At 62.0% G+C, this 23,192-nt stretch carries 25 protein-coding genes and 1 pseudogene; 6 read left to right on the plus strand and 20 right to left on the minus strand.

Going from position 1 to position 23,192, the window contains the following annotated elements; genetic code table 11:
• Nucleotides 1–6 precede the first annotated feature (6 nt).
• Nucleotides 7–684 (minus strand): GntR family transcriptional regulator, encoded by a 678-nt coding sequence (locus tag JG739_RS11435; RefSeq protein ID WP_202366553.1) that lies wholly within the window; start codon nucleotides 682–684, stop codon nucleotides 7–9.
• Between the two features lie 177 nt (nucleotides 685–861).
• On the opposite strand from JG739_RS11435, the gene JG739_RS11440 reads away from it, so the two are divergent.
• Complete coding sequence (locus JG739_RS11440; RefSeq protein ID WP_202366554.1) at nucleotides 862–1,821, plus strand: tripartite tricarboxylate transporter substrate-binding protein; 960 nt, start codon at nucleotides 862–864, stop codon at nucleotides 1,819–1,821.
• Between the two features lie 67 nt (nucleotides 1,822–1,888).
• The gene (locus JG739_RS11445) at nucleotides 1,889–2,962 is read left to right on the plus strand and encodes a tartrate dehydrogenase (protein WP_202366555.1); all 1,074 of its coding nucleotides are present in this window, start codon (nucleotides 1,889–1,891) and stop codon (nucleotides 2,960–2,962) included.
• Between the two features lie 250 nt (nucleotides 2,963–3,212).
• Here the strand turns inward: JG739_RS11445 and JG739_RS11450 are convergent.
• Nucleotides 3,213–3,796, minus strand: a pseudogene (locus JG739_RS11450) (GNAT family N-acetyltransferase).
• 225 nt (nucleotides 3,797–4,021) lie between these two features.
• Between JG739_RS11450 and JG739_RS11455 the strand changes: the two are divergent.
• Complete coding sequence (locus JG739_RS11455) at nucleotides 4,022–4,741, plus strand: DUF899 domain-containing protein (protein ID WP_202366556.1); 720 nt, start codon at nucleotides 4,022–4,024, stop codon at nucleotides 4,739–4,741.
• A 139-nt stretch (nucleotides 4,742–4,880) separates the two neighbouring features.
• Here the strand turns inward: JG739_RS11455 and JG739_RS11460 are convergent, their stop codons facing one another.
• Complete coding sequence (locus tag JG739_RS11460) at nucleotides 4,881–5,297, minus strand: GFA family protein (protein ID WP_202366557.1); 417 nt, start codon at nucleotides 5,295–5,297, stop codon at nucleotides 4,881–4,883.
• Between the two features lie 22 nt (nucleotides 5,298–5,319).
• On the minus strand, nucleotides 5,320–5,790 hold the full coding sequence (locus JG739_RS11465; RefSeq protein WP_202366558.1) for an SRPBCC family protein: 471 nt from the start codon (nucleotides 5,788–5,790) through the stop codon (nucleotides 5,320–5,322).
• A 103-nt stretch (nucleotides 5,791–5,893) separates the two neighbouring features.
• On the opposite strand from JG739_RS11465, the gene folP reads away from it, so the two are divergent.
• Complete coding sequence (folP, locus tag JG739_RS11470) at nucleotides 5,894–6,772, plus strand: dihydropteroate synthase (RefSeq protein WP_202366559.1); 879 nt, start codon at nucleotides 5,894–5,896, stop codon at nucleotides 6,770–6,772.
• Here folP and pqqE read toward each other — a convergent pair.
• The 9 genes from pqqE to JG739_RS11515 all read right to left on the minus strand — a co-directional run bounded on the left by pqqE (nucleotide 6,736) and on the right by JG739_RS11515 (nucleotide 14,315).
• A complete protein-coding gene (gene pqqE / locus JG739_RS11475; protein WP_202366560.1) occupies nucleotides 6,736–7,857 on the minus strand; it encodes a pyrroloquinoline quinone biosynthesis protein PqqE in 1,122 nt (373 codons plus the stop codon). The genes folP and pqqE overlap by 37 nt on opposite strands.
• On the minus strand, nucleotides 7,854–8,150 hold the full coding sequence (gene pqqD, locus JG739_RS11480; protein WP_202366561.1) for a pyrroloquinoline quinone biosynthesis peptide chaperone PqqD: 297 nt from the start codon (nucleotides 8,148–8,150) through the stop codon (nucleotides 7,854–7,856). Before pqqD ends, pqqE begins: the two co-directional genes overlap by 4 nt.
• Nucleotides 8,147–8,905 carry a pyrroloquinoline-quinone synthase PqqC gene (gene pqqC / locus JG739_RS11485; RefSeq protein ID WP_202366562.1) on the minus strand — a complete coding sequence of 253 codons (759 nt, stop codon included), beginning with the start codon at nucleotides 8,903–8,905 and terminating at the stop codon, nucleotides 8,147–8,149. The genes pqqD and pqqC overlap by 4 nt, the downstream gene beginning before the upstream one ends.
• Nucleotides 8,902–9,840, minus strand: coding sequence for a pyrroloquinoline quinone biosynthesis protein PqqB (pqqB, locus tag JG739_RS11490; protein WP_202366563.1), 939 nt, complete (start codon nucleotides 9,838–9,840; stop codon nucleotides 8,902–8,904). Before pqqB ends, pqqC begins: the two co-directional genes overlap by 4 nt.
• 172 nt (nucleotides 9,841–10,012) lie before the next feature.
• On the minus strand, nucleotides 10,013–10,108 hold the full coding sequence (locus JG739_RS11495; RefSeq protein ID WP_101918690.1) for a pyrroloquinoline quinone precursor peptide PqqA: 96 nt from the start codon (nucleotides 10,106–10,108) through the stop codon (nucleotides 10,013–10,015).
• Between the two features lie 158 nt (nucleotides 10,109–10,266).
• On the minus strand, nucleotides 10,267–10,824 hold the full coding sequence (locus JG739_RS11500; RefSeq protein ID WP_202367422.1) for a PQQ-dependent catabolism-associated CXXCW motif protein: 558 nt from the start codon (nucleotides 10,822–10,824) through the stop codon (nucleotides 10,267–10,269).
• Nucleotides 10,825–10,843: 19 nt separating this feature from the next.
• Entirely contained in the window at nucleotides 10,844–11,704 is an 861-nt protein-coding gene (locus tag JG739_RS11505; RefSeq protein ID WP_202366564.1) for a substrate-binding domain-containing protein, read from the minus strand.
• Between the two features lies 1 nt (nucleotide 11,705).
• Nucleotides 11,706–12,230, minus strand: a complete 525-nt coding sequence (locus JG739_RS11510) for a c-type cytochrome, methanol metabolism-related (protein ID WP_202366565.1) — start codon at nucleotides 12,228–12,230, stop codon at nucleotides 11,706–11,708.
• A 186-nt stretch (nucleotides 12,231–12,416) separates the two neighbouring features.
• Complete coding sequence (locus JG739_RS11515) at nucleotides 12,417–14,315, minus strand: methanol/ethanol family PQQ-dependent dehydrogenase (RefSeq protein ID WP_342216450.1); 1,899 nt, start codon at nucleotides 14,313–14,315, stop codon at nucleotides 12,417–12,419.
• Nucleotides 14,316–15,000: 685 nt separating this feature from the next.
• Here JG739_RS11515 and JG739_RS11520 point away from each other — a divergent pair.
• The gene (locus JG739_RS11520; RefSeq protein ID WP_029350321.1) at nucleotides 15,001–15,354 is read left to right on the plus strand and encodes a hypothetical protein; all 354 of its coding nucleotides are present in this window, start codon (nucleotides 15,001–15,003) and stop codon (nucleotides 15,352–15,354) included.
• 54 nt (nucleotides 15,355–15,408) lie between these two features.
• Here the strand turns inward: JG739_RS11520 and JG739_RS11525 are convergent, their stop codons facing one another.
• Nucleotides 15,409–16,272 carry a quinoprotein dehydrogenase-associated SoxYZ-like carrier gene (locus JG739_RS11525; RefSeq protein WP_202366566.1) on the minus strand — a complete coding sequence of 288 codons (864 nt, stop codon included), beginning with the start codon at nucleotides 16,270–16,272 and terminating at the stop codon, nucleotides 15,409–15,411.
• A gap of 423 nt (nucleotides 16,273–16,695) precedes the next feature.
• A complete protein-coding gene (locus JG739_RS11530; RefSeq protein WP_202366567.1) occupies nucleotides 16,696–17,634 on the minus strand; it encodes an SUMF1/EgtB/PvdO family nonheme iron enzyme in 939 nt (312 codons plus the stop codon).
• 403 nt (nucleotides 17,635–18,037) lie between these two features.
• Here JG739_RS11530 and JG739_RS11535 point away from each other — a divergent pair, with 403 nt between their 5' ends.
• A complete protein-coding gene (locus tag JG739_RS11535) occupies nucleotides 18,038–18,841 on the plus strand; it encodes a class I SAM-dependent methyltransferase (protein WP_244749814.1) in 804 nt (267 codons plus the stop codon).
• A 477-nt stretch (nucleotides 18,842–19,318) separates the two neighbouring features.
• On the opposite strand, the gene JG739_RS11545 is transcribed toward JG739_RS11535, so the two are convergent.
• The 5 genes from JG739_RS11545 to JG739_RS11565 are packed head-to-tail and all read right to left on the minus strand — an operon-like array spanning nucleotide 19,319 to nucleotide 23,101.
• Nucleotides 19,319–20,290: a quinoprotein relay system zinc metallohydrolase 2 gene (locus tag JG739_RS11545; RefSeq protein WP_202366569.1), complete on the minus strand. Its 972-nt coding sequence runs from the start codon at nucleotides 20,288–20,290 to the stop codon at nucleotides 19,319–19,321.
• Between the two features lie 31 nt (nucleotides 20,291–20,321).
• Nucleotides 20,322–21,062, minus strand: a complete 741-nt coding sequence (locus JG739_RS11550; protein ID WP_202367426.1) for an ABC transporter ATP-binding protein — start codon at nucleotides 21,060–21,062, stop codon at nucleotides 20,322–20,324.
• Nucleotides 21,031–21,810, minus strand: a complete 780-nt coding sequence (locus tag JG739_RS11555; RefSeq protein WP_202367425.1) for an ABC transporter permease — start codon at nucleotides 21,808–21,810, stop codon at nucleotides 21,031–21,033. The genes JG739_RS11550 and JG739_RS11555 overlap by 32 nt, the downstream gene beginning before the upstream one ends.
• Nucleotides 21,811–21,854: 44 nt before the next feature.
• Nucleotides 21,855–22,853, minus strand: coding sequence for an ABC transporter substrate-binding protein (locus JG739_RS11560; protein ID WP_202367427.1), 999 nt, complete (start codon nucleotides 22,851–22,853; stop codon nucleotides 21,855–21,857).
• Nucleotides 22,854–22,891: 38 nt separating this feature from the next.
• Entirely contained in the window at nucleotides 22,892–23,101 is a 210-nt protein-coding gene (locus JG739_RS11565) for a hypothetical protein (protein WP_202366570.1), read from the minus strand.
• Nucleotides 23,102–23,192: the final 91 nt, after the last annotated feature.

Raw genomic sequence — 23,192 nt, forward strand, 5'->3', positions numbered from 1 at the left:
GCTGCCTCATAACGTCGTCAGATTGAGCCGCCTGAGGATCGGAACCAGCTGATCTCTCGCGCCTCGGCGATGGCCCCTTGCAGCCCGGCCGGCCTCCGCCGGATCAGCGTCCCGGATTGCTTCAATGATCTTTCGGTGCTCCACAACCGACTGTGTCGGGGTTGGTCGAAGATGCAACGTCAGCCGCCGAGCCCGCTGAGATTGACCAGCCACAGTTTCGATCATGCGGCGGATGCGCCCGTTTCCGCAACGCGAGACAAGGGTATCGTGGAAACGTTCGTCTGCATCGGCCCAGGCATCCAGATCTCCCCTGCTAAGAGCGATCTCCATCCTGTCGGTGAAGGAACCAAGCTCGTCCAACACGCGGGAAGTTTCTTCGTTTTGGTTTAGAGATGCCAGGCGCTCGGCTGCGGCGCCTTCAAGCCCAATGAGAATGTCGTAAATTTCCAGAAGGTCGGATGGCGTCAGCGCTTTGACGAGTATGCCTCGCCGCGGAAGAATCTGGACGAAGCCTTCCTCCTGAAGGCGAGCCATCGCCTCGTGCACCGGCGTCCTGCTCATGCCCAGCCGGGCCGCAATATCGACCTCGGTTGCCTGAAAGCCTGCCGGTAACTCATTGGCCAGGATCGCCTGGCGGAGGAACCGGTAGGCGGCATCGCCGCGCGCCTCCTCAGCAGCTTCCATATCTCGCGCCGGTCCTGAACGCTTAAGCGGCATCGCACCCGTCCTGATTCTTTTTGTCCCGACAAGATTGACACACTGCAAGTCTTTGTCTAGATGCATATCAGCATGCATACAAGCTGGTATGCATCAATGCGAGATGCACCGCACGTTGCGGCCATCTCTCAAGGGAGGTTTGATATGAGAAGATTGCTGGCGGCCGCGCTCGCGTCCGCATTCGTCATTTTCACGGGTTCGGCTTCAGCACAGGAAGAGTATCCGAACCGGCCGATAACCATCCTCGTTCCCGCCGCTGCCGGCGGGCCAAGCGACACGGTTGCACGCCTCGTCGCTGAAGCGATGCGCGTCGATCTGGGTCAACAGGTGCTGGTCGAGAATGTCGGCGGTGCTGGCGGTTCGCTGGGCGCTGGCCGTGTCGCGAGCGCTGAACCGGACGGCTACACGCTTCTGCTCTACCACGGTGTCTCCACCTTCGCCGCACTTTACCCGGACCTCGCCTACAAGCCCATAGAGGCTTTCGATTCTGTGGGGTTGGTGACCGAGGTTCCGATGACGCTGGTCGGCAAGAAGGATCTGCCGCCGCAGGACGTCGGATCACTTCTGACTTATCTCAAGGGCGAAGGTGCGGGCGCGACGTTCGGCACCGCCGGCGTCGGTGCGGCATCGGACCTGTGTGGCAAGCTCCTGACCGAAGCGACGGGGATCAATCTGACTGTCGTGCCTTACAAGGGCACCGGCCCGGCGATGACCGACCTCGTTGGCGGCCAGATCGATCTCATGTGCGATCAAACCACCAATACCATCAATCAGATCAAGGCCGGCGAGATCAAGCCCTACGCCTTAACCACCAAGGCGCGCATCGACGCTCTGCCCGACCTGCCCACCTTGAATGAAAGCGGGGTGAAAAACTTCGAGGTCACCGCCTGGCACGCAATATGGACGCCGAAAGGCACGCCGGAGGCAATCAGGAGCAAGCTCTCGGCCTCGCTTCAGAAGTCACTCGCCACGCCGAAGTTGATCGAGCGCTTCGCCGCCCTCGGAACTGTGCCTGTGGCACCGGAACTGGCCACGCCAGCGGCACTCGATGAACGCTTCCATTCCGAGGTCGAGCGCTGGGGCAAGCTTCTTTCGGCGAAATGATTGCGACAACAGCTTAATTCGTGACTGGCGTCGCCTTGTCCGGCGTCAGCAGCCTTCGGAGGTCTCCATGCAGAGCTACAAGATTGCGGCAATTCCCGCCGACGGTATCGGTCCTGAAGTCATCGCCGCAGGCCTCCAGGCGCTCGAAGCCCTGGAAAAGCGCGAGGGAACTTTCACGCTGGAGGTGACGACGTTCGACTGGGGGTCGGATTATTACAAGAAACACGGCGCCATGATGCCTGCTGATGGCACCGAGCAGCTCAAGGCATTTGATGCAATCTTCTTCGGCGCCGTCGGGGCGCCCGACGTTCCCGATCACATAACACTCTGGGGTCTACGCCTGCCGATCTGCCAAGGCTTCGATCAGTATGCGAACGTGCGTCCCACGAAGGTTCTGCCGGGCATAGCTTCGCCTCTCGCCGGCGTTGGCCCGGGCGACCTGGATTGGGTGATCGTGCGGGAAAATTCCGAAGGCGAATACTCGGGCATTGGCGGGCGGGCGCATCGTGGACACCCGGAGGAAGTCGGCACCGAGGTGTCGATCTTCACGCGCACCGGGGTGACACGCATCATGCGCTACGCCTTCACGCTGGCTCAGTCTCGGCCGCGCAAATTGCTGACCGTCGTCACGAAATCGAATGCCCAACGTCACGGCATGGTGATGTGGGATGAGATCGCGGCCGAGGTGGCAAGCGAGTTCCCGGACGTGACCTGGGACAAGATGCTGGTCGACGCGATGACCGCGCGTATGACGCTGAAGCCGCGCAGCCTTGATACAATCGTCGCCACCAACCTGCACGCCGACATCCTTTCGGACTTGGCGGGCGCTCTTGCGGGCAGCCTTGGCGTGGCTCCTACGGCCAACATCGATCCGGAGCGTCGATACCCCTCGATGTTCGAGCCAATCCACGGTTCGGCATTCGACATCACCGGGAAAGGCATTGCCAACCCGGTTGCCACGTTCTGGACCGCTGCCCAGATGCTCGAACATCTGGGCCAGCCGGCCGCCGCTGCGCGGCTGATGGATGCGGTTGAGAAGGTTACCGGTGACGGGATCCTGACGCCTGACGTGGGCGGAAAGGCGACGACGAAAGAGGTGACCGACGCCGTCTGCGAGGCGATCCGCCGTTCGAACATTTAGCACCGGCCATTCGCCCAGCCATGCGCATTGGGAGGAGCCGATGGCGGACGCTCGATTTCAGCCGCAGACGGCACGCGACTTCCTGCCGCCGACATCGGCGGTGCGGCAATGCAAGTCGAGCGATGTCTTCAATCTACACAGCGACAGCCGAGCACGGCAAAAACTGTCACCGAAATGCCCTTCACTGAAATGCCCTTGCGCCGATTCCATGGGACGGCGGCTGAGGCTTCGCTCGTCTGCCCTGCCTGGCTCAGCGCGGTCGTCGCAGCATCGGGACTTGCGTCGGCGATGAACCGACCTGGATCGCGCCGAGCGGTTCGAAGCCGTGGCGCCGGTAGAACGGAATGTTGCGCGGGTTCGAGGATTCCAGATAGGCGGGCGCGTGATCGCGATCGCACTGCGCGAGCGCGTATGCCATCAAGGCGTCGCCGAGACCTTCGCCCTGATGCGCCGGGTCGACGCCGATCACGGGCAAGTACCAATGCGGTTCGGTCGGGTGGTACTTGGCCATCTGCTCGAATATAGCGGCGACTTCAGGTGCAAGAGAGGGCGCAACCGTGCCCTCGACAAGCGCACCAAGCGCTTCCTCGTCGGGATGCACACCGGGCGACAGCCACAGCGCCGTCCCGATATAGCCATCGGTACAAAAGCCGCTTCCGTTCGAGAATGCCTTGGCTCCGAAGGCGCGGACCAGTCGCGGCATGGCCGCAAGGTACTGGTGTGCATGCGGCCAGGTCCATCGCGCCATGGGATCCGTCGCAACGCCAGCAAGATTGTTCCGATCGCCGGATCTTCATCGGCCGCGGCCATAACTCTCACTGTCGACGATTTCATGCTGCCCTCCATGACACAGGTGGTTCGACGAGGCGCCCGCGCCCTCAAGCGGGCGGCGCAACAAGCGGGCTGGAGTCCGTGATCAGGCAGTCCGTGACCAGGCAGTCCATCGGAAACCCGCCTCACATCTGGCTAGCATGTTTCGCCTCCGGCGTTAAGTTTATCTCCTGACCGCAACAAGTTGTTTCGAGAAACGGAAAGGAAACGAGGAAGGAGATAGGAGCGATGACGAAACACAAGACCGGAACACGCGAGGAATGGCTCGGAGCGCGGCTCGCACTGATCGAGGCGGAGAAACGGCTCATGCGGCAGAGCGACGAACTGGCGCGACAGCGACAGGAACTGCCGTGGGTTCGGATCGATAAGGAGTATCTATTCGAAACCGGGGAGGGCAGCGCCTCGCTCGCCGACCTTTTCCAGGGGCGCTCGCAACTCTTCGTCTATCATTTCATGTTCGGCTACGGATACCGGCTCACCGATGAGCGCCAAGGATGCACCGGATGCTCCTTGATCGCCGATCACTTCGACTGCGTCATCCCCCACTTGAACGGCCGCGACGTTACCCTCGTCTGCGAATCGATCGCCCCGTTGCAGGAGATCCAGGATTACAAGCAGCAAATGGGCTGGCGCTTCCCGTGGGTTTCCTCGCTCGGCAACGATTTCAAATACGACTTCGGCGCCGCCTTTACCGAAGAGCAGCAGAGGGACGGCGCTGACTACAACTATCAGCATGTCGACAGGGCCGAGCCGCAGAAGGAGGGAATGAGCGTCTTCGCGCTCCAGGGCGGTGCCGTCTACCATACCTACTCGACCTACGCCCGTGGCACCGAGGTGTTTATGGGGGTCTACCGTTTCCTCGACCTGGCTCCGTGGGGAAGGAACGAGAACGGGCTCGAGTTCCCCCAGGCGTGGTGGCGCCGCCATGACGAGTACGGCAATGGCTGAGTGTCATGGGCACGACCGCGAATTACGGGGACAGGGGCGCGATTTTCCTTTCTGCCTGCCGTGCCCCTCGACCCGCGCCCGCGGTGGGCGCAGATCCGCCTCCTGAAGATAGTGCGCGTCCGCCCTGCCGCCGGGCCGGTCAGCCTGGCGGCATCTTCTCGAACGTCGTCAGCCCGGTATCCATCTTGTCCCAGGGGAGAGCCCGGCTGCCGTAGGTCACCACGGTCGGATTGAACCGGCCCGGATCATCGAGACTTGCGGCGTGGACCGTGATCACGTCCGGCATGGCGTCGTATGTCAAGTGTGTCGGCGTTCCGCAGACCGGGCAGAAGGAATGGATTTTGACATTCCCGTTGTCGGCCGCAACACGCCAGTCCGCGGTCACGCCGGTGATCGTCACGTCCGCCCGCGACGGAAACGTCAGGTAAGATCCGTGGCCGGTGCCGCTTCTTTTCTGGCAGTCGCGGCATTGGCAGTGGTTTTCGAAGATCGGGGCGGCCTTGGCCTCGTAGCGGAGCGCGCCGCACGCGCATCCGCCGGAGTAGAGAGTGCTCATCTGCTCGGTCCCTTGTGCTGGGTCAGGCCGCCAGTTCGGACTCGCGCGGCTTGGCGAAGACATCGATCGCCTGGCCGGTTTCGAGGAAGGATTTCAGGCTGGAGAGGACGATCGGCCAACCGCGTCTGATGCCGTTCGCCATGCCGCTGCCGGCTTCGAGTTCGTCATGGCTGACTGTCAGACGGACCATGGCCTCGTATTCCTCGAGCTCCAAGGTCACCCGGCTATAACTCGCCGGATCGGACGCCTGCGAAGCGTTTGCCCAGGTGATGACGAGACGGGTCGGCGGCGACACCTCGATGACCTTGCCGACGAGCTCGACGGTGCGTTCGTCATTGGCGCGGATATGCTGCCAGCTCGAGCCGGGCTTCCAGTCGGAGACGTTCTCGTGGCCCCAGTAGCGCCGTGCGAGGTCCGGTTTGGTTATGGCCTCGAACACCTTTGCCGGTGTCGAGACAATGTAGGTCGTGTAGATAAAGCTTTCCTTGGTCATTGCTACGCTCCTTTTGTTTCGCGAGCATAGGTAGATGGGGAAACCGGGTTCGTGTGAGTGACAATCTTGTCGCGAATTGCATCTGATATGAAAGGGTTGACGCATGACGCGCTGGCAGCTTGCTCATGGACGGCATCTCGATCTTGGCGCGAAATCGTTGCTGATGGGGATTTTGAACGTCACGCCGGATAGTTTTTCCGACGGCGGAGAATTCGACCGGCCGGAGCGGGCGCTGCAGCAGGCGCGGCGCATGATCGGCGAGGGCGCGGCGATCATCGATGTCGGCGGCGAATCCACCCGGCCCGGCGCCGGCGCTGTTTCGGCGCGCGAGGAACAGCTGCGCATCCTGCCGGTCATCGAGGCGCTGTCGTCCGAAGGCGGCAGCCTGGTTTCGGTCGACACCTACAGGGCTGAGACGGCGCGGCTGGCGGTCGCCGCGGGCGCGCATATCGTCAACGACGTGCATGGCCTGCAGCGCGAACCCGGCATCGCCCACGTCGCGGCGGAAACCGGGGCCGGTCTCGTCATCATGCACACCGGGCGCGGCCGCGAAAAACTGGCGGATGTGATCGCCGACCAGTTCCTGTTCCTGGACAGATCGCTGGAGATCGCGCGCGACGCCGGCATCGCGGACGAGCGGATCGTGCTCGACCCCGGCTTCGCCTTCGCCAAGGACGGCGAAGAAAACCTCGCGCTCATGGCTCGCTTCGGTGAATTGCGCGGGCTCGGTTTTCCATTGCTCGTCGGCACGTCACGCAAGCGTCTTGCCCGTCACCTGGTCGGCGAAATTGACGAGGGGCGGGACGTCGGCACAGCGGCAACAAGCGTCATCCTGCGGCTGAAGGGCGCTTCGATCTTTCGCGTCCACAACGTTGCGGTCAATCGCGACGCACTGGCCTTCGCCGACGCGGTGCGCGAGCGCGAGACCGGGGAAGAGAGGGCGCGTCAGGCGGGCTCGGTGACGACGCCGATCCGCCGGTAGATGAATTGTCCGTCGTTCGAGGGAACTGCCGCAGCACGCCGGGCCTCGTCGATCAGCATGGCCATGCGCGCATGGATCGGCGATTTCGCGCAAGCCGGGTCGGTCGCGGCGGCGTCGCCGGCGATCGCCATCGCCTGGCAGCGGCAGCCGCCCCAGTCGATCTCACGCCGTTCGCAGCTGCGACAAGGCTCATGCATCCAGTCGGTGCCGCGAAAAGCGTTGAATGCCGGCGAGTCTCTCCAGATCTCGGCCAGGCTGCGTGCCCCAAAGTGCTCGAAACTGAGCGACGGGATGGTCTGCGCGGCATGGCACGGTAGCACGGTGCCGTCCGGCGCCACCATGAAGGCGTCGCGCGCCCAGCCGCCCATGCACGGCTTGGGATAGATGGCGAAATAATCCGGCGTGACGAAATCGATGTTCATGATGCCGGTGAGCCGTTCGCGCGCCGCCGCGACGATCTCCGCCTGCCGGTCGACCGCAGCACGCTCGGGCATCAGTTGATCGCGATTGGTCAGCGCCCAGCCGGCATACTGCACGTTGGCGATCTCGAGCCGCTCGGCGCCCAGCGAGAGCGCCAGGTCGATGAATTCCGGCACCTCCTCGATGTTGTGACGATGGATCGGCGCGTTGATGGTCAGCGGCAGGCCGGCGGCGCGCGCGCGGCGCGCCGTCTCCAGCTTCTTTTCGTGGCCGCCCTTGTGATTGCCGATGCGGTCGGTGGTCGCCGGCCGTGCGCCTTGAAAGCTCAGTTGCAGATGGTCGAGCCCGGCTTCGGCAAACGCCTCGATGCGGCCTTCGGCAATGCCGACGCCGGCGGTGATCAGGTTGGTGTAGACGCCGCGCGCCGAAAGCCCGGCGATCAATTGCTCGAGGTCGCGGCGCAGCGTCGGTTCACCGCCCGACAGATGCACGTGGAGAACGCCGAGATCGGCGGCCTGCGAGAACAGGTCGAGCCAGGTCTGTGTATCGAGTTCGCGATTGGCCTTCAGCAATTCGAGCGGATTGGAGCAATACGGGCATTGCAGCGGGCAGCGATGCGTCAGTTCCGCCAGCATGCCGATCGGAGGGAGAAGGGGCTCGCTCATAGTTTTACCAGCAGCTTGTCCGACCATTCCTGCAGGAAGGCGACGACGTCGGCCGCCACGGCCTCCTGTTCGGCGTCATAATCCGCGGCAAGCTCGGCAATGATGTGGCCGACCGTGGACCGTCCATCGCAGCGGCGCAATATATCGAGGCTGATGTCGTTTGGCCAAAACACTTTTTCCGGCGAAAGCACGGCGAACGCCTGCCGCACCCGGTCGTACTGGATGCGCACGTGCTTCGGCAGCGACGGCACCGACTGCGGCGATACCATGGCTCTTTCGCGCAGCGCCATCATCGGGCTGGCTCCGGACGGAAGGCGCCGGGCGGGATGTTTCCGGGCTCGCCATAGGCGTGTTGAAGCGCGTCGAGCATGGCCCACAGGATATCGCATTTGAACACCAGCGCATCGATCGCCTGCTGCTGGCGTTCCGCCGTGTCGGCATGGCTGAGCACGTAGGCGAGGGCGAAGTCGGCGTCGCGCGAGGCCTGTTGGGGCCGTCGGCTGAAATAGGCCAGCGTATCCTCGGTGATGTAATCATATCTGGCCAGCATCGCCGGCACCCGTTCGCCGATGATCAGCGGCGAGAACATCTCGGTCAGCGACGAGGCGACCGCCTCGAACAGCGTCCGGTTCGTGCAAAAGGCGAGGTAGGCGCCGACCGCGAAACGTGTCGCCGGCAGCGCCAATCTCTCGCTCTTCACGTCGTCGGCATCGAGGCCGAGCGAGGTCGCCAGATGCAGCCAGCGCGCGATGCCGCCGCTCCAGCCGTCCTCGCCGTCATGGTCCTCGATGCGTTTGCGCCAGGCGGCGCGAAACGACGGGTCCTGCGCATGTGCCAGGATCATGGCATCCTTGCGCGGAATGACGGCCTGGTAGCAATAGCGGTTCAGCGCCCAGGCCTGCATTTCGGTCCTCGACAGCGCGCCGCTGGTCATCCGGTGATGGAAAGGATGGCGGTTGTGATAGCGCTCGGCACCGACCTGCCGCAGCACGGCTTCGAGCTCGCTGGAGGACAGGCGGTTCCTGGCCGCGTCGTGGAAATCACTCAAAATTCCATCTCCATGCCGTCGCGGGCGACTTCCCAGCCAGCCGCCTCGACCGCTGCGAGTTCGGCCGAATTCTCGTCCAGAACCGGGTTGGTGTTGTTGATGTGGACGAAGACACGGCGGCCGATCCTCACATCGGCCAGGGCGGCGATCGAACCGGCGTCTCCCGACATTGCCAGATGCCCCATGCGCGCCCCGGTCTTTTGGCCGACGCCGGCGGCAATCATCTCGTCGTCGGTGTAGACCGTGCCATCGAACAGGACACAGGCGGCATCGGCCAGGCGCGTGCGCAGCGTCGCATCGATGCGCGCGCAGCCCGGGATATAGAAGACGGAGCCGCGGCTGCCGGCACCAGTGATACGGACGCCGATCGTGTCGCCGGCGTCGGAACTGAAATTGGCTTCCGGCCGGCTTCTTTCCTCGAGATAGAGGGCTATCTTGCCGGGCACGGGAAAACTCTCGACAGTCACGCCGGTGTCGTGGCCGTCTGCGTCGCAGATCGCCAGTTCTTCCGCCGGCGGCAAGATGCGTCGCGGCACCAGCGCCGGATCGAGGACATTGAAGATCGAATTCGCCTCCAGCGTCGCCAGCACCTGTGTCGTTGCGTAAATGGCGAAGGGCTGCCGCTCACGCAGGCTGAGCAGGCCGGCGACATGATCGACATCGGCATTGGTCAGAACCACCGCGCGGATAGGCGTCGAACGCAACGGCGCATCCTGCGCCGGCTGCAATTCAGGCGTTTGCGCAATCTGCTGGCGGATATCGGGCGAGGAGTTGAAGAGAACCCAGCCGGCCCCATCCGCTGACGCGGCGATGCTTGATTGGGTTCGCGAATGCACGCCAGCCATCCCGGTGCGAGCCGCGCGGCTCAGGCGATAGTTGCAATTCCACTGCGGAAAGCCGCCGCCCGCCGCCGAGCCGATGATCTTCAAGCGCATTGCAATGCCCGCCCAACGGCTTGTTCAATCAACAACGGCCTGTTCAACCAACAGCAAATTTTCGACCGCGAATGGCTTCGCGTCCGCATTGAACGCGTCAAAGCCTTTCACCAGGACCTCGCGCGAAATGGCAGTGCGTGTCCCCGTTGCCGGGGACACGCACCTCTGCGGCCTACTTCTTGGGAGTAATTTCAGCAGGCAGATACCGCGAAATCTCGAAGCCCGCAGCAACCTGGCACATGGTCGGTTTCGTCCAGCTCTTCTTCATGGCATATCTCCTCTTCTACCAGCCCGAAGGGGCCGATCCTTTCTCAGTCAACCATTGCTGGGCACCATTGCAATGGCTCGTCCATCAGCTCTCAAAATGGACAAATGAAACGGCAGGTCCTGAAAAGTCGAAAAACAAGAAAATAACAATGCTCATGCTCAATTGCTAATCACATAAGGCTTCCTTTCCTCAAGTGGAAGGTTGGCACGTTCCCATCCATCGGCGCCGGGCGGATACCAGATCACTGAACTGTAGCCCCATTCGATGGCGCGTTTCGCAGCATTCCACGACATCCAGCAATTGGTCATGCAATAGAACAGAATGGCACGCGACTTGTCGGGACCGGCTGCGGCCGCGAGGCCTTGGCGAAAATAGTTGGCGGTCTCCTCGGAGAGAGCGCCGTAACCGACATTGGCCAGCCAGGTGCTGCCGGGGATGTCCTTTCTGATCGCGGCTCTCCAAATCGTTCCTGCCGGCAAATTGGCCGGCTTCGGCGTGTTCGGCATGACGTCGAAGAACACCGCCTTCTTCCCCCGCCACAGCGCCTCTGCCTCCGCCGTCGTCACCACCTTCGCGCCCTGCAGCGTCTGCGGCACCGGCGCCCGATATTCGTCCATCCGGTAGCCGCCGGGCTCGGCGATATCGCCAGCCCACATCGGTTCGGTCAGACCCAGAAGGCCCGCGGCGACCAGCAAAATCGTCTCCTTTCCCTTCATGCCCTTCATACGTTTCTCGTCATTGCGTGATCGGATTATCGTGTTCGTCGATCAGCGGCACGTTGTAGTCCAGCAGGATCCTGTTGATCTCCGCCTGGTTTTCCCTGATCACCCGGTTGAGCGTCCGCTTCCATTCCTGGTCGGATGGACGCACGCCCATGGTGATACGGTAGGACATGCGGGCACCGGTTTTTTCCTTCACCAGCGGAACGACGGTGAGATCGGCGCCCGATTTCTTGGCGTAGTAGCCCGCCATCGGCCCCCACACGATCGCGGCGTCGATCGTGCCTGCCAAAAGATCCTTGATCATGACTTCAGCCATCGATGGGGCGAGGCGCGTGTCGACCATCAACGGGTAGGTCTTGGCGCTCCGCATCAGCTTGGCCGCGGCCAGGTTGGAAGCCGGCGGCGTTCCGCCGACAATCCCGATTTTCTTCCCCGCAAGCTTGGGATCCCCTATGGTTTCGACGCCGCCGAGACCGCCGCCCTTCCTGTAAACCAGCACATAAGCCGACCGGTAATAGGCGTTGGTATTCTGGACCAGTTCGTCGCCCTGCGCGTATCCCATGATGACGTCGCAGCGGTTGGCTGTCAGCGTGTTGCGCACGAAACCGGTGATCATCGGAAACCAGGTATAGGCGACCGATTTCCGGCCGGTCTTTTCGGCAACCAGTTCGGCCAGCCTGTTTTCAAAACCTTCACCACTTTGGTCGGTGAACGGCATGTTCGAGGGATCGGCGCAGACGCGCAGCACTTGCGGGTCGACCAGTTCTCCGGCGGCGCCGAGGCCCGCATCTTGCGCCAGCGCATGGGCGGGGACGAACGCGGCAGCCGTGGCAGCGAACAGGAAGAGGCGCAGTCTATCGCGGTACCAACTCATATCATCCTCCCATGCAGGACGCTTCCTGGTCCTTGGCTGCCTGCGGCTTCTCCGCCTTCTTGGGCGGGCGGCCACGCGGAGCACCGCCGACGGCGCGTGCGCGCAGATAGACGTAGAGATCATCCATGTAGCAGTAGACGTTCTTGTTGTCGCCGAAGGCCGGCATGACGTTTTCCTTGCCGCCGCCAACATTTTTGCGCCCCTCGGCGACGATCGACAGGAAGGTTCCATAGTCCATGTTCTTCATGGTCTCCGCCAGGGCCGGCGCGTAGCTCGAGCCGACGCCATCGGGCCCGTGGCAGACATGGCAATCGGAATGATAGCGGCGGTAACCGCTGAACGTGTACCAATCCACGGTTCCGTTTTCGATCTTGTAGGTCGGATTTCCGTCCGCGTCCAAATGCTTGCCGTTTTCTTCCGTCACTGCCTTGGCTTTTTCCGCGCTGTCCTGGGCTTGTGCGAGGCTTAAGCTTGCCAAAGGCAGCAGAGCCAGAGCGAGAGCGGAAATTACAATGCGAACGGACATTCAGACTCTTTCCTTCATTTCGCCTGCACACGGTCTTGCTGTCGTGAAGCGGCATTGATCGGTGTTTTGGAGCGCGGCGAAATCGAGAGCCCGGCGGCATTGCCGGTGATCCGGGCTCTCGTTTCTCAGGCCATTTCTCAGGCCATGGGCCCTTGCATCGCTAGGGTCGTGCGATGTCCCGGAAGATCAATCCGGGAGGCCGAAGACGGTGAGCTGACCGCCCAGCGTCGTGTAGTCGGCAAGAGCGGCATAGCCGCCGACCGCACCAAGACCAGCCGTGGAGATGGACTTTTCTTCCTCGGTCGGAGCTTTTTCACCCGCCACTGCCGCTTGCCAGGCCGCGGCGCCTTCGGCTCCCAAAAGGCCACCTGCGAGGCCGATGCCAGCCCAGCCGCCGACACCCGACAGGACGGCTACATACTGCTTGCCGCGATGTTCGAAGGTGTTGACGTTGCCGATGATGCCCGACGGCGTCTTGAACTTGTAGAGTTCCTTGCCTTCGGTATCGACGGCCTTGATGTAGCCTTCCAGCGTGCCGTAGAAGACCACGTCGCCTTCGGTGGCAAGCGCGCCGGACCAGACCGAGAACTGCTCGGGCTTGGACCAGACGATCTCGCCCTTGGCAGCGTCCCAGGCGATGAAGTTGCCCATGCCGCCATGGCTGTTGGGGGTCGGGTACATCGCCACCGTGGCGCCGACATAGGGCTGGCCGGCGGTGTAGCTCACCTTGTAGGGCTCATAGTCCATGCAGACATGGTTTGTCGGCACGTAGAACAGGCCAGTCTTCGGCGAATAGGTCGCCGGCTGCTGGTCCTTGGTGCCAAGCGCAGCCGGGCAGATGCCCGTCGTGTTGGTGTCTTCGCCGTTCTGCTGGGTCGAATATTTGGCCACGACCTGCGGGCGGCCATACTGGTCGCTCTTGGGGTCCATGTTGACCTCGGTCGCCCAGTTCACCGTGGGATCGTATTTCTTGGCGACCAGAAGCTCGCCGCTGGCGCGATCCATGGTGTAGGCAAAGCCGTTGCGGTCGAAATGCACCAGCACGTCATGCTTGGCGCCGTTGACCTCCATGCCGTCGACGAGAATGTTCTCGTTGACGCCATCATAATCCCACTCGTCATGCGGGGTCATCTGGTAGAGCCATTTGGCCACGCCTGTGTCGGCATCGCGCGCCATGAGCGTCATCGACCAGCGATTGTCGCCCGGGCGCTGGACCGGGTTCCAGGTCGAGGGATTGCCGGTGCCATAGTAAACCAGGTTCAGCTTGGGATCATAAGCGAACCATCCCCAGGTCGTGCCGCCACCTGTTTTCCACTGCTCGCCCTCCCAGGTGTTGATGCCGGAATCCGGCCCGACGGGTTTGCCGAGATGCGTGGTTTTTTCCGGATCGATGAGCGTCTCTGCATCCGGACCGGTGGAATAAGCCTTCCAGGCAAGCGAGCCATCCTTGAGATTATACGCCGCGGTCCAGCCGCGGACACCGAATTCAGCGCCTGAAACGCCGATGATGACCTTGTCCTTGACGACCATAGGCGCGGCTGTGCCGGATTCGCCCTTGCTGCCGTCGGTCTCGCCGTTCTTGACCGACCAGACGACCTTGCCGGTCTTGGCATCGAGCGCCACAACAGTGGTGTCGGCCTGGTTGAGGATGATCTTGCCGTCACCATAGGCGACGCCGCGATTGACCGTATCGCAGCACATGATCGCAATGACGTTCGGATCCTGCTTGGGCTCGTACTTCCAGAGGATCTTGCCCTCGTTATTGAGGTCGAGAGCGTAGACCATATTCGGGAACGGCGTGTGGATATACATCACGTCGCCGATCACCAGCGGGCCGCCTTCATGGCCGCGCAGCACGCCAGTGGACATCGTCCACTTGACCTGCAGATCCTTCACATTGTCCTTGTTGATCTGGTTCAGTTTCGAATAACGGGTGTTGGCGTAGTCACCCGTTGGCATCGCCCAGTTCTTGGGGTCAGAGGACATTTTCATCAGCTCTTCATTGGCCGACGTCATGTGGACCGCGCCGAACGACATGAGCGCCGCGGTCGTTAGTAGGTAGGCAGTTTTCGCTAATACACGCATCAAAGTCCTCCCAGGGTGCACAATGACGAATCGTCCGTTGAGCCCACCAGGGCTTGCCCAAGCGATTCATGTGGGGGAAGTATTTCCGGCAGCGTGTCACGACCTAAGCCGAATGAGCAGAGGGCACCGTTACTGCCCATCCCACCTGGCCTACGAAAGACTGTCGCCGCTCCCTAATGACGGTGACGCCCTTGAAGCCGGAAACAGGATGAAGCTATGTCATCCCCAGACGGAAGGCAAGAAAAATCACTTCCATCTATGTTGCACTGCAATATAGAGAAATAGATGTGAAAAAACCCGTGCTGAAAGCTATTGATCGACTGTGGATGAAGCGAGATTTATATAAGTGGTTAAATTTTGCGTATTTTTTGCGCAAAATGTATTGATTTTTATTCGCGAATATTCGTTGGAGCGTATGATTTTAAGTATGCGCACGTCGCTTCGGTTGCCGATAGTGGAGGAGACCTGAAATCAAGCTCAGCACCAGGATTCGGAGCCGATGTTCGTGCTGTCGGGGAGGCGTTTTGCCGGCCGGGACGGCCCTGTCCTTTGGTACTATATGGCGTGCACGAGAACTTGACTGGCGTGGATTCGCGAGGCCAACTGGAGCGGTGATCCGTCTCGATCCAGCGAGCTCGGCCAGCGGGCTCGGCCTGTCACGTTCCGGGCCAATCGGAGGTTCTCCATGATCAGATTTGTCGGCTTCTCGAGCCTGCCGCTGTTGCTCATTTCGGCCCTGGCCTTCGCCAATCCGGCCGGCGCCGCCTCGGATTATCCGACGGTGACGGTCGTCGACTATGTGCTCGGCTGCATGCAGACGAATGGCCAGACACGTCAGGCGCTGGAGAGTTGTTCCTGCTCGATCGACGTCATCGCCTCGATCCTTCCGTTCGAGGATTATGAAAGGGCCGAGACTTTCAAGAGCATGTCCCTGACGACAGGGGAGCGTTCGGGACTGTTCCGCGAAAACGCGCCGGCAAAAGCCGCAAGCACGGAACTGAAGCGCGCGCAGGCGGAGGCCGACGTGCGCTGCTTTTAAAGCGCGTCGCGTTTGAGTGGATTCATGCGACGCTTTGCATGTGGTTTCGAGGCTTCAAAGCCCCGTAACCTCCAGCGGCCATTGATTGCGAAATACCTTGCCATCCGTATCGATCGCTTCGACCTGGATTTGGCCAGAGCCGTGCGCGGTGAAATCGAACCGGAAATTGGGGTCTTCCGAAATAGATATCCCCCCTTCCATCGACAGGATCAGCCGGTCGGCCTGCGAGACCGACAGTTTCTGAACGAAATGCGCGGGGATGAAATACTGGGTCAGCGGATTGCGCTGCAGGCCCGAATTGTTCGGGTGGCGGATCATCAGCTGCAATTCCTGCGCCTTTGTCATCGTCTCTTGCGGCGGGAATTGGCGCAGCTTCATCTGCCCCATCGTCGCCATCGCCTCGTCCTGGTTCTTGACCGCCGGGGCGGAGCATCCGCCTGACGCCTTGACGAAGGTCTGGGCCATGTGAAGCTCGCCGCCCTGCGTCTCTGCTATGGCACGCAGATAGGAATAGTCGTCGACGCGCACGCGCGTCGACAGATGCGTCACGCCGGCGTCCTTGCCGATCTCGAACGTCGCCGCCACCGGCGCCGGGTTGACGTCGATGATCAAGGTGACGGATTTGATGCCGGCGGGCGCCTTGGCCGGATCGATGTAGATGTCGACGGGCACGATGGCGGCATCCTGCGCCCGCTTCGGCGCCTCGATCCTGACGACGCCGCTATCGACCAGAATTGCCCGATCGCCGAACACGTCGCCTTTCAGAGCCTGCCAGATCCTGTTTGAAGACGCGGTTGTCTGCTGGGCGTTGGCGGCGCCGGAGGCGCCAAACAGCGTGCCGACGGCCAGGACAATCGCGGCAAAGACGGCTGCGAGCGGCAAGCCGAGCTGCCGGCTCCGGTAAGCGCGGTTGTGCATTTCGATGCCTCCACCAATGTCAGAGAGGTGGTGCCCAGGCCGAGGTCGAGGATAGACCCTTGACGATGCGTTGGCAAATCGGTCCACTTCATCACGTCTTGCGGTGAAAATCTAACGTTTGGTACCCGAGGCGAGATTCCGCTTCCGACCCAAGCGCACGTTCGCCTGGCCGGGCTGAGCTCACGCCCATGACCCTGAGCGGCCCTTCAATCCCCAAATTCGCTGGACCTTGCCACGCCGATTCGGCCGCTCGCAAGCGGACCTTCGCCGGAACAGACGCGCGGCACGCTCCGCGAAGCCCGGATCTCGCAATGGTGTCAACTTACTGGGTCCCGCAGGGAGCCATTGTCGGTTAAGCTTGGCCAGGCGAGTTGGTATCAGCCTCTCATCACTGTTCGGTTGGACTTCAGCGACCGACGGCTACTACCTGGGGTCATCCCAAGCGCCGGACGAAATCGAAACGGCAACGCGCATGCCAATATTGTTGCCGCGCATATCCTCATCTTCATAAACCCCGCACCGCGCTGCGGAACGAAGCGCGATATCGATTGAGTCGAAGAAGTAACCGCGAAGCCCCCATACCTTGCAGGCTCCTTCCGCAGGGGTGGAATACTCCTGATGAGCATTGCTAAACAGCCACGGGGAGCCATCGTCAGGCGCCCCTTTGTAGTTGGGGAAGTAGCAGTCCTCTATGTATTCAAAGACGTTGCCGACCATGTCGAAGAGACCCCAGTTATTCGGCCCAAAGCTACCGACGGGGTAAGTGTACTCAAGCGATGGGGCTTCGGCGCATTGCGCAGCCATTGCAGACGAGTAGACCGAATCTCCGTCGGCAAAGTTGCCATGATCGCAAAGCTCATCCCGGCCAGCACCGTAGAAGAATGGCCGTGTTTCGCCCGCTCTCGTCGCATATTCCCACTCGGCTTCCGTGGGAAAGCGATATCTTCGTCCCGTTTTCTTTGAGAGCCACGAGAGGTAAGCCTTCGCTTCATTGCGCGATATGCAGGTGGCCGGCTGGGTATCCTCTACTTCAACGCCGGGCTTCCGAAAATCGGCGTATTCAACCAATACCAGACCGCCGCCACCAGAGCCGGGAATGATGCCCCGCTCGTACTGGCCTGCCTTTCGGCTGACGGCGCCGATGAACTTGCCCTGGTTAGGTCCACTGTCCGGAATCCGAAGGTAACACTCCCCGCCGGCTTCGAATCCAGTGTCCTCCACGAAGGCAGCAAACTCGGCTACCGTCACTGTGAACTTGCCTATTGCGAATTGGTAATCGAACGTCACCTCATGCCGCGGCGTTTCCGACGGAATGTGGTATTCGGTAAACGGCAGCTTCGCATCTTCTTCCGTCGCCCCCATCCAGTACGATCCAGCAGCAAGCACGACGTCTCACACATACCAGAAGTCTATCCCGTCAGCGCTCTCGCTGCTAAGTCAGCCGTTAAGCGAACATCCGCTTGGCCGCGGGTAACAATGCCTAGCAATATTGGAGGCGTTGATCGCCTGCCCGTGATCCGAATGGCGGCAACGGGTCGACTCAAGCCGTAGCGCGAAGGTCAGGTTTGGAGAAGCGCGGGGAATGGCAGCTCATGGCGCGATCGAGCCGGCTGGGGCATCGGCTCGGATTATAACGCGATGGGGCGTTCTACGTCTCAATCGGGTGGATAGCTGACCTCTGGGCCGGGAGCTGATTTCATCCGATCTCGCGCATTTATCGCGAGGGGCGGCAGTGGTATCGAAGTGCACTCAGGATTCGGACGACATGGTGACTGCGACCAAGCTTGCCAAGCATCTTGGCCGTCAGGCCTTCGGAGAGAACCCCGCCAGCTATCACAGCTCGCGGCCTGAGTATCCGGAATGGGTGTATGCCACCCTCGCCTCAAGATGCGGCTTAAACCGCAACGCTGCAGTTTTCGAGATCGGAGCAGGCACCGGCACGGCAACACGCCGATTGCTCGACCTTGGCGCCGACCCGCTGATGGCCGTAGAGCCGGACCAACGCCTCGCCGACTTCCTGCGCACGAACAATCCGGACAAGGCCTTGAAGGTGGTCGTCGCCCCGTTCGAGGATGCGTCGCTCGAAGAGGAAGCCTTCGATCTGGGTGTAAGCGCTACCGCTTTTCATTGGCTCGACGAAGACTCGGCTCTCGTGAAGATCGCCAGCCTGATTCGCCCCGGTGGCTGGTGGGCGGCAGTTTGGAACGTGTTCGGCGATGACAGCCGACCCGATCCGTTTCACGAGGCGACCAAGGAATTGCTAGAAGCCCCTGCCAGCCCTTCAGCCGGGGAGAGGGGCATTCCCTTCGGATTGGATTCTGGGGCTCGCTTGGCTGCCTTGAAGCGTACAGGAGCATTCGATGTTGTGGAGAACAGGACGAACCCATGGTCCCTAGTTCTCGATGCAAACCAAACGGTAGCGTTGTACGCAACTTACTCGAACGTGAGTGCCCGTCTCGACCGCGAGGCCGTCTTGGCTGAAATCGGCCGCATCGCTCGCGAAGTCTTTATGAATCGCGTTGTCCGAAACATGACGACGAGCCTCTATATTGCCCGGCGGGCAGGCTGAAGGAAGCTACTCCGCGTTCCACCGGAATGTCTGCATGGGGTCGATAGCGTCGGTCGGCGGATGTCTGTTTAGGAAAGCGGTCAATCAGACTGTCCGACGTACCACTGCTGCAGCCTCATTTTCCGCCGGTGCTTCATCTTCACCATCGGTGAAAACCGCCACCGTGATAGAAGGGGCGACATCGGGGAAATGATAGACGGCGTTGACGCAGCCCGGGCCGCCGCCCGAGTGGCCCATCGCCCGGCCGGAACCACCCATCCGGCCCGACATCAGCCCAAGACCATAGCCGAGCGTCTGCTTAGGGTCGACTCGAGCCGTTGCGTGAAGGGCAGCTTTTGAGAAGCGCCATGAATGTCGCGAAATGGCGCTCGTTGCTCGTTCCGGTCGACGAGACGTATGGCAGGAAACCACCAAAGCGGTATTTCGTCTCGGGTACCAAGCGTCAGATTTTCACCACTACCGCCTTGTCGCTGTGATCTACTCCCATTCGAGTTCGGCAAAGGCGGCCGTTGCATTGCGCTCGTTGTAGTCGTCGAACAGATGCCAATTGTCCCGTTCGCTTGCGCCGGCAGTCTTGACGGCGTCGCGCAGCGGTACCCCGTCGGCAATCGCCTTGCGAATATCGCGCGCCAGAATTTCGAAATAGCGCCGCTCCGCCATCAGCGCCGCCGGCCAGTCGGCCGGCACCGGGCCATGACCCGGCACGGCGCGCACTGCGCCGATCGCGGCGAGCGCATCCATCTGGCGAAGCCAGCCGAGCAGCGATCCGTCGAGCGTCGGCAAGGAACCGATGAAAACCAGATCGCCGGCAAACAGCGTGCGGGTCGCGCTGTCGAAGACGGTCAGGTCGTTGTCGGTGTGAGCCGCCTTCCAAGCCTGCAGTTCGAGCACGCGGCCGCCAAGGTCGAGCTGCAGGCGATCGTCGACCAGCATCGTCGGCGGTATGATCTCGATCCCCTCGATCAGCGCGTCGCCGATCTGTTGGCGAAAGTTTTGCAGGTAGTACGCGCCGCGCGCCTCGAGAGCGCGCGGCAGATTTCGGTGGCCGACGATGGTGGCGCCGATTTGCCGGAACGCCGCGTTGCCGAAGACATGGTCGGGGTGCATGTGGGTGTTGATCAGGTAGCGAACCGGCCTGGCGCTTATCTCGCTGATCGCGGCGATGAGGGCGTTCGCCTCGATCAGGCTGCCGCCGCTGTCGATGACGGCGACGGCGTCGGTGCCGACGACGACGCCGAGGTTGGAGATCGCGCCATGGTTGGCAGCGCTCATCAATTCATCGACGCCCTGGAACGCGAAGACGCCGTCGGCGACTTTCCCGAGCTTGAATTCAAGGCCGTTGGTTGCGGCGAGAGCGGCCCGCCCGAGGCAACAAGGCAGCATCGCGGCGCTGACCGCGGTGCAGGCGAAGCCGTTCACAAGCTTGCGTCGTATCCTGTCGATCGGCATGGCTCCCTCCCGGTTCCGAACTGCAGGGCGATCAGGCCACGCCCGGAAATTTTTGCTGGAACGACCGCAAAAGGTCGCTCATCACCTGTGGATTGCGATAGTGCCGCGGCAGCCTCACGTCGAACATGCCGAGCACATGGGCCGGCCGCTGCGCGAGCACGATGATGCGGTCCGACAGCATCAGCGCCTCGCGCAGATTGTGGGTTACCATCAGGGCGGTCGTGGGCCGCGCCGACCACACGGTCAAAAGCAGGTGCCGAAGCCGCTCGGCGGTCCGTTCGTCGAGGGAGGCAAAAGGTTCGTCCAGGAACAGCACCGCCGGTTCGGTGGCGAAGGCCCTGGCAAGCGCTGCCCTGCGCGCAAGGCCGAGCGAAAGCTCCGCCGGATAGAGCGAGCGCATTCCGGCGAGGCCGAGCGTGTCGAACAGCCCGTCGAGATTCTTCGTCCTCAGGCTTTTCGGCAGCGCCAGCCTGACATTCTGCTCCACCGTCCGCCACGGCAGCAAGACCGGCTCCTGGAACACGGCGGCGATCCGGCCGGAGCCGCCCTCAGGCAGCTGGAACGAGCCGGAAAAGTCCTTGTCCAACCCAAGCAGGATGCGCAGCGTCGTGGTCTTGCCGCAGCCGGACGGCCCCAGCAGGCAGGCGAATTCGCCTTGCCGGACCTCAAAGGAAAGGTCCTGGAGCGCCGTGATCGAGACGCCTTGCGCGGACCTGAAGGTTTTTTCGGCGATGTCGACCCTAAGCGGGACGACGGCGCCAACGGGTTGCATGTCGTTCAACGGGCTGCACCAGAAGGAGTTCGATGACAAGCATCACCGCCACGAAAGTCAGGGTGTAGGCAAGAATGGCGGCGACGTCGAAGAGTTGGAAATAAAGATAGATCTGGAAGCCGACGCCGTTGGAGCGGCCGAGCAGTTCGACCACCAGGACGATCTTCCAGATCAGAGCGATGCCTGATCGTGAGGCGGCGGCAAGATAGGGCTGCAGTTGCGGCAGCAGGACATGGCGAATGCGGTCGAGATGACCAAAGCGGTAGACGGCGGCCATTTCGGCGTAACTCGGATCAATCGCCCTGGCGCCCTCGCGCATCGTCACCACGACATTCGGGATCTTGTTGACGGCGACCGCGCCAATCGCCGCCGCTTCGTTGAGGCCGAACCAGATGTAGGCGAGCACGATGACGACCAGCGCGGGAATGTTGAGGAACAGAACCACCCAGGGAGCGAAGAACCGGTCTGCGCTGCGGTGGCTGCCGAGGATGACGCCGATGACCGAGCCAACGACCATCGCGACGACATAGGCCGCGGTAACCCGGCCGAGCGTCGCGCCGAGATGGGAGAAAAGATCGCCGTTCGCCGCCTCTGCAAGCAGCACCTGCCAGACCTGTCCCGGCCCTGGAAAGGCACGGCTCGGCCAGGCATGTGCCGCAACACCCCACAGCAGGCAAAGCCCGAGCAGAGAGGCCGCCACCGTCAACACCGGTGTCAGCGCCGCTGCCAGGCCGGACTGGCTGGACATGCCGACCGCAGCCCCAGGCCGGCGATCGCCGGTACCAGGTGCGCTCATTGCGGGGGTACCTGCCAGAACGTGCCGGGCGCCATCTCGGGCGCGCCGCCGACCAGCTTTTCGCCGCCGATCTCGGCCAGCACGCGATAGAGTTTTCCCGCGTCGGCCGCATCCTCGGCGACGGGGCGTCTGGGAATGCCTTCGCGATAGCGGTCACGCAGTTTTGCCAGTTCCTCGCCTTGAGCGCGGACGACAGGCGCGAGGCGCAGCCACTCATCGTCGGATCTGGCCAGCAAGTCCTTTGACTGCGCCGAAGCCTTGATGAAGCCCCTGATAGCGTCCGGATGTTCGTTCGCCCATTTGTCATGAAAGACATAGCCGAGCGCCGATACGGCGCCCGAGGCCCCGAGCGCTTGCGCCGCAGCATCGGCGCCGATCAGCCGACGAAAGCCGTTGGCCTCGAGCCGGGCGCAAAAATGCCAGAAATTGAGCACCGCATCGAGCTCGCCCTGCATCGCCTTTTCCGAAATCAGCGGCGGCGCGCCGAAGACGACGTCGCTGGTTGCCGCCAGGTCGAGGCCGTGATCGCGTCTGGCCAGCGCCTGGATCAGCAGCCAGCTTTTATCGAGAGGTCCGCCGGCGACGCCGAGCTTTTTTCCCCTGAGATCGGTAATCGACCGGATCGGCGCCGCCTCCTTCACCATGATCGCGCCGACGGCGGTCGAATAGGGGACCAATGTGAGGTCGACGCCTTCGGAGCGCTGGCGCGAAACCCACTGCCAGTCGGAGACGATCATGTCGATCGCGCCGGCCAGCAAGGCGACGTTGGTTGCATCCTCGCCGGCGAAATCGAGAACCTCCAGATCGATGTCGTTGGCGGTGGCGAATCCGTGGTGCTTCAGCGTGTCGAGCGCCCAGCTCACGGTGCCGAATTTCAGCACACCGATGCGAACCACGGCCGTGGCGGGGGCCGCGGCGAAGGACGTTTTTGGGACAAGCGCTGCTGCCGTTGCAAGGGCTGCCAGACCGAGCGTTCCTCGACGCGAAATCATGATGATGTCTCCTCCCGGGCCGTAACAGGCCGGGGCGCCGGTCAGATCGCGCGGTCTTTGTTCGGGAAAGCGCATTTCCAGCGCTTGACCCTTAGCTTCGGGTGTTCCTGCGACCATTTCGCGATTTCGCTGGGCGCCAAGACCATACATTGGACGAGAGAGCCACGGCTCTCGAAATAGAGATGTTCGTCTCGGCAATTGCTCGGATCGGCAATCAGGCAAACCGTCAAGATGAGGTCGACCATATCCATTCAGCACCTCTTGCGCGCTTGAAGACGCCCGCTTCGGCGAGATCCGGCCCGGTCTGCGAGCCTGGACAGAATCGCCAGCTGCCGGTGTCCC

It is taken from the genome of Mesorhizobium sp. L-2-11 (genome assembly GCF_016756595.1).
In the GTDB taxonomy this organism is placed as follows: domain Bacteria; phylum Pseudomonadota; class Alphaproteobacteria; order Rhizobiales; family Rhizobiaceae; genus Mesorhizobium.

Bases quoted from the DNA above. Each gene is read 5' to 3' on its own strand.
- pqqD (WP_202366561.1), bottom strand. From the start codon at position 8,150: ATGATGGCGCTGCGCGAAAGAGCCATGGTATCGCCGCAGTCGGTGCCG.
- pqqB (WP_202366563.1), bottom strand. From the start codon at position 9,840: ATGCGCTTGAAGATCATCGGCTCGGCGGCGGGCGGCGGCTTTCCGCAG.
- JG739_RS11535 (WP_244749814.1), top strand. From the start codon at position 18,038: ATGGTGACTGCGACCAAGCTTGCCAAGCATCTTGGCCGTCAGGCCTTC.
- JG739_RS11515 (WP_342216450.1), bottom strand. From the start codon at position 14,315: ATGCGTGTATTAGCGAAAACTGCCTACCTACTAACGACCGCGGCGCTC.
- pqqE (WP_202366560.1), bottom strand. From the start codon at position 7,857: ATGAGCGAGCCCCTTCTCCCTCCGATCGGCATGCTGGCGGAACTGACG.
- JG739_RS11460 (WP_202366557.1), bottom strand. From the start codon at position 5,297: ATGAGCACTCTCTACTCCGGCGGATGCGCGTGCGGCGCGCTCCGCTAC.
- JG739_RS11440 (WP_202366554.1), top strand. From the start codon at position 862: ATGAGAAGATTGCTGGCGGCCGCGCTCGCGTCCGCATTCGTCATTTTC.
- JG739_RS11500 (WP_202367422.1), bottom strand. From the start codon at position 10,824: ATGAAGGGAAAGGAGACGATTTTGCTGGTCGCCGCGGGCCTTCTGGGT.
- JG739_RS11545 (WP_202366569.1), bottom strand. From the start codon at position 20,290: ATGCCGATCGACAGGATACGACGCAAGCTTGTGAACGGCTTCGCCTGC.
- JG739_RS11520 (WP_029350321.1), top strand. From the start codon at position 15,001: ATGATCAGATTTGTCGGCTTCTCGAGCCTGCCGCTGTTGCTCATTTCG.
- JG739_RS11505 (WP_202366564.1), bottom strand. From the start codon at position 11,704: ATGAGTTGGTACCGCGATAGACTGCGCCTCTTCCTGTTCGCTGCCACG.
- JG739_RS11525 (WP_202366566.1), bottom strand. From the start codon at position 16,272: ATGCACAACCGCGCTTACCGGAGCCGGCAGCTCGGCTTGCCGCTCGCA.
- JG739_RS11510 (WP_202366565.1), bottom strand. From the start codon at position 12,230: ATGTCCGTTCGCATTGTAATTTCCGCTCTCGCTCTGGCTCTGCTGCCT.
- folP (WP_202366559.1), top strand. From the start codon at position 5,894: ATGACGCGCTGGCAGCTTGCTCATGGACGGCATCTCGATCTTGGCGCG.
- JG739_RS11550 (WP_202367426.1), bottom strand. From the start codon at position 21,062: ATGCAACCCGTTGGCGCCGTCGTCCCGCTTAGGGTCGACATCGCCGAA.
- JG739_RS11465 (WP_202366558.1), bottom strand. From the start codon at position 5,790: ATGACCAAGGAAAGCTTTATCTACACGACCTACATTGTCTCGACACCG.
- JG739_RS11495 (WP_101918690.1), bottom strand. From the start codon at position 10,108: ATGAAGAAGAGCTGGACGAAACCGACCATGTGCCAGGTTGCTGCGGGC.
- JG739_RS11435 (WP_202366553.1), bottom strand. From the start codon at position 684: ATGGAAGCTGCTGAGGAGGCGCGCGGCGATGCCGCCTACCGGTTCCTC.
- JG739_RS11445 (WP_202366555.1), top strand. From the start codon at position 1,889: ATGCAGAGCTACAAGATTGCGGCAATTCCCGCCGACGGTATCGGTCCT.
- JG739_RS11565 (WP_202366570.1), bottom strand. From the start codon at position 23,101: ATGGATATGGTCGACCTCATCTTGACGGTTTGCCTGATTGCCGATCCG.
- JG739_RS11555 (WP_202367425.1), bottom strand. From the start codon at position 21,810: ATGTCCAGCCAGTCCGGCCTGGCAGCGGCGCTGACACCGGTGTTGACG.
- JG739_RS11530 (WP_202366567.1), bottom strand. From the start codon at position 17,634: ATGGGGGCGACGGAAGAAGATGCGAAGCTGCCGTTTACCGAATACCAC.
- JG739_RS11455 (WP_202366556.1), top strand. From the start codon at position 4,022: ATGACGAAACACAAGACCGGAACACGCGAGGAATGGCTCGGAGCGCGG.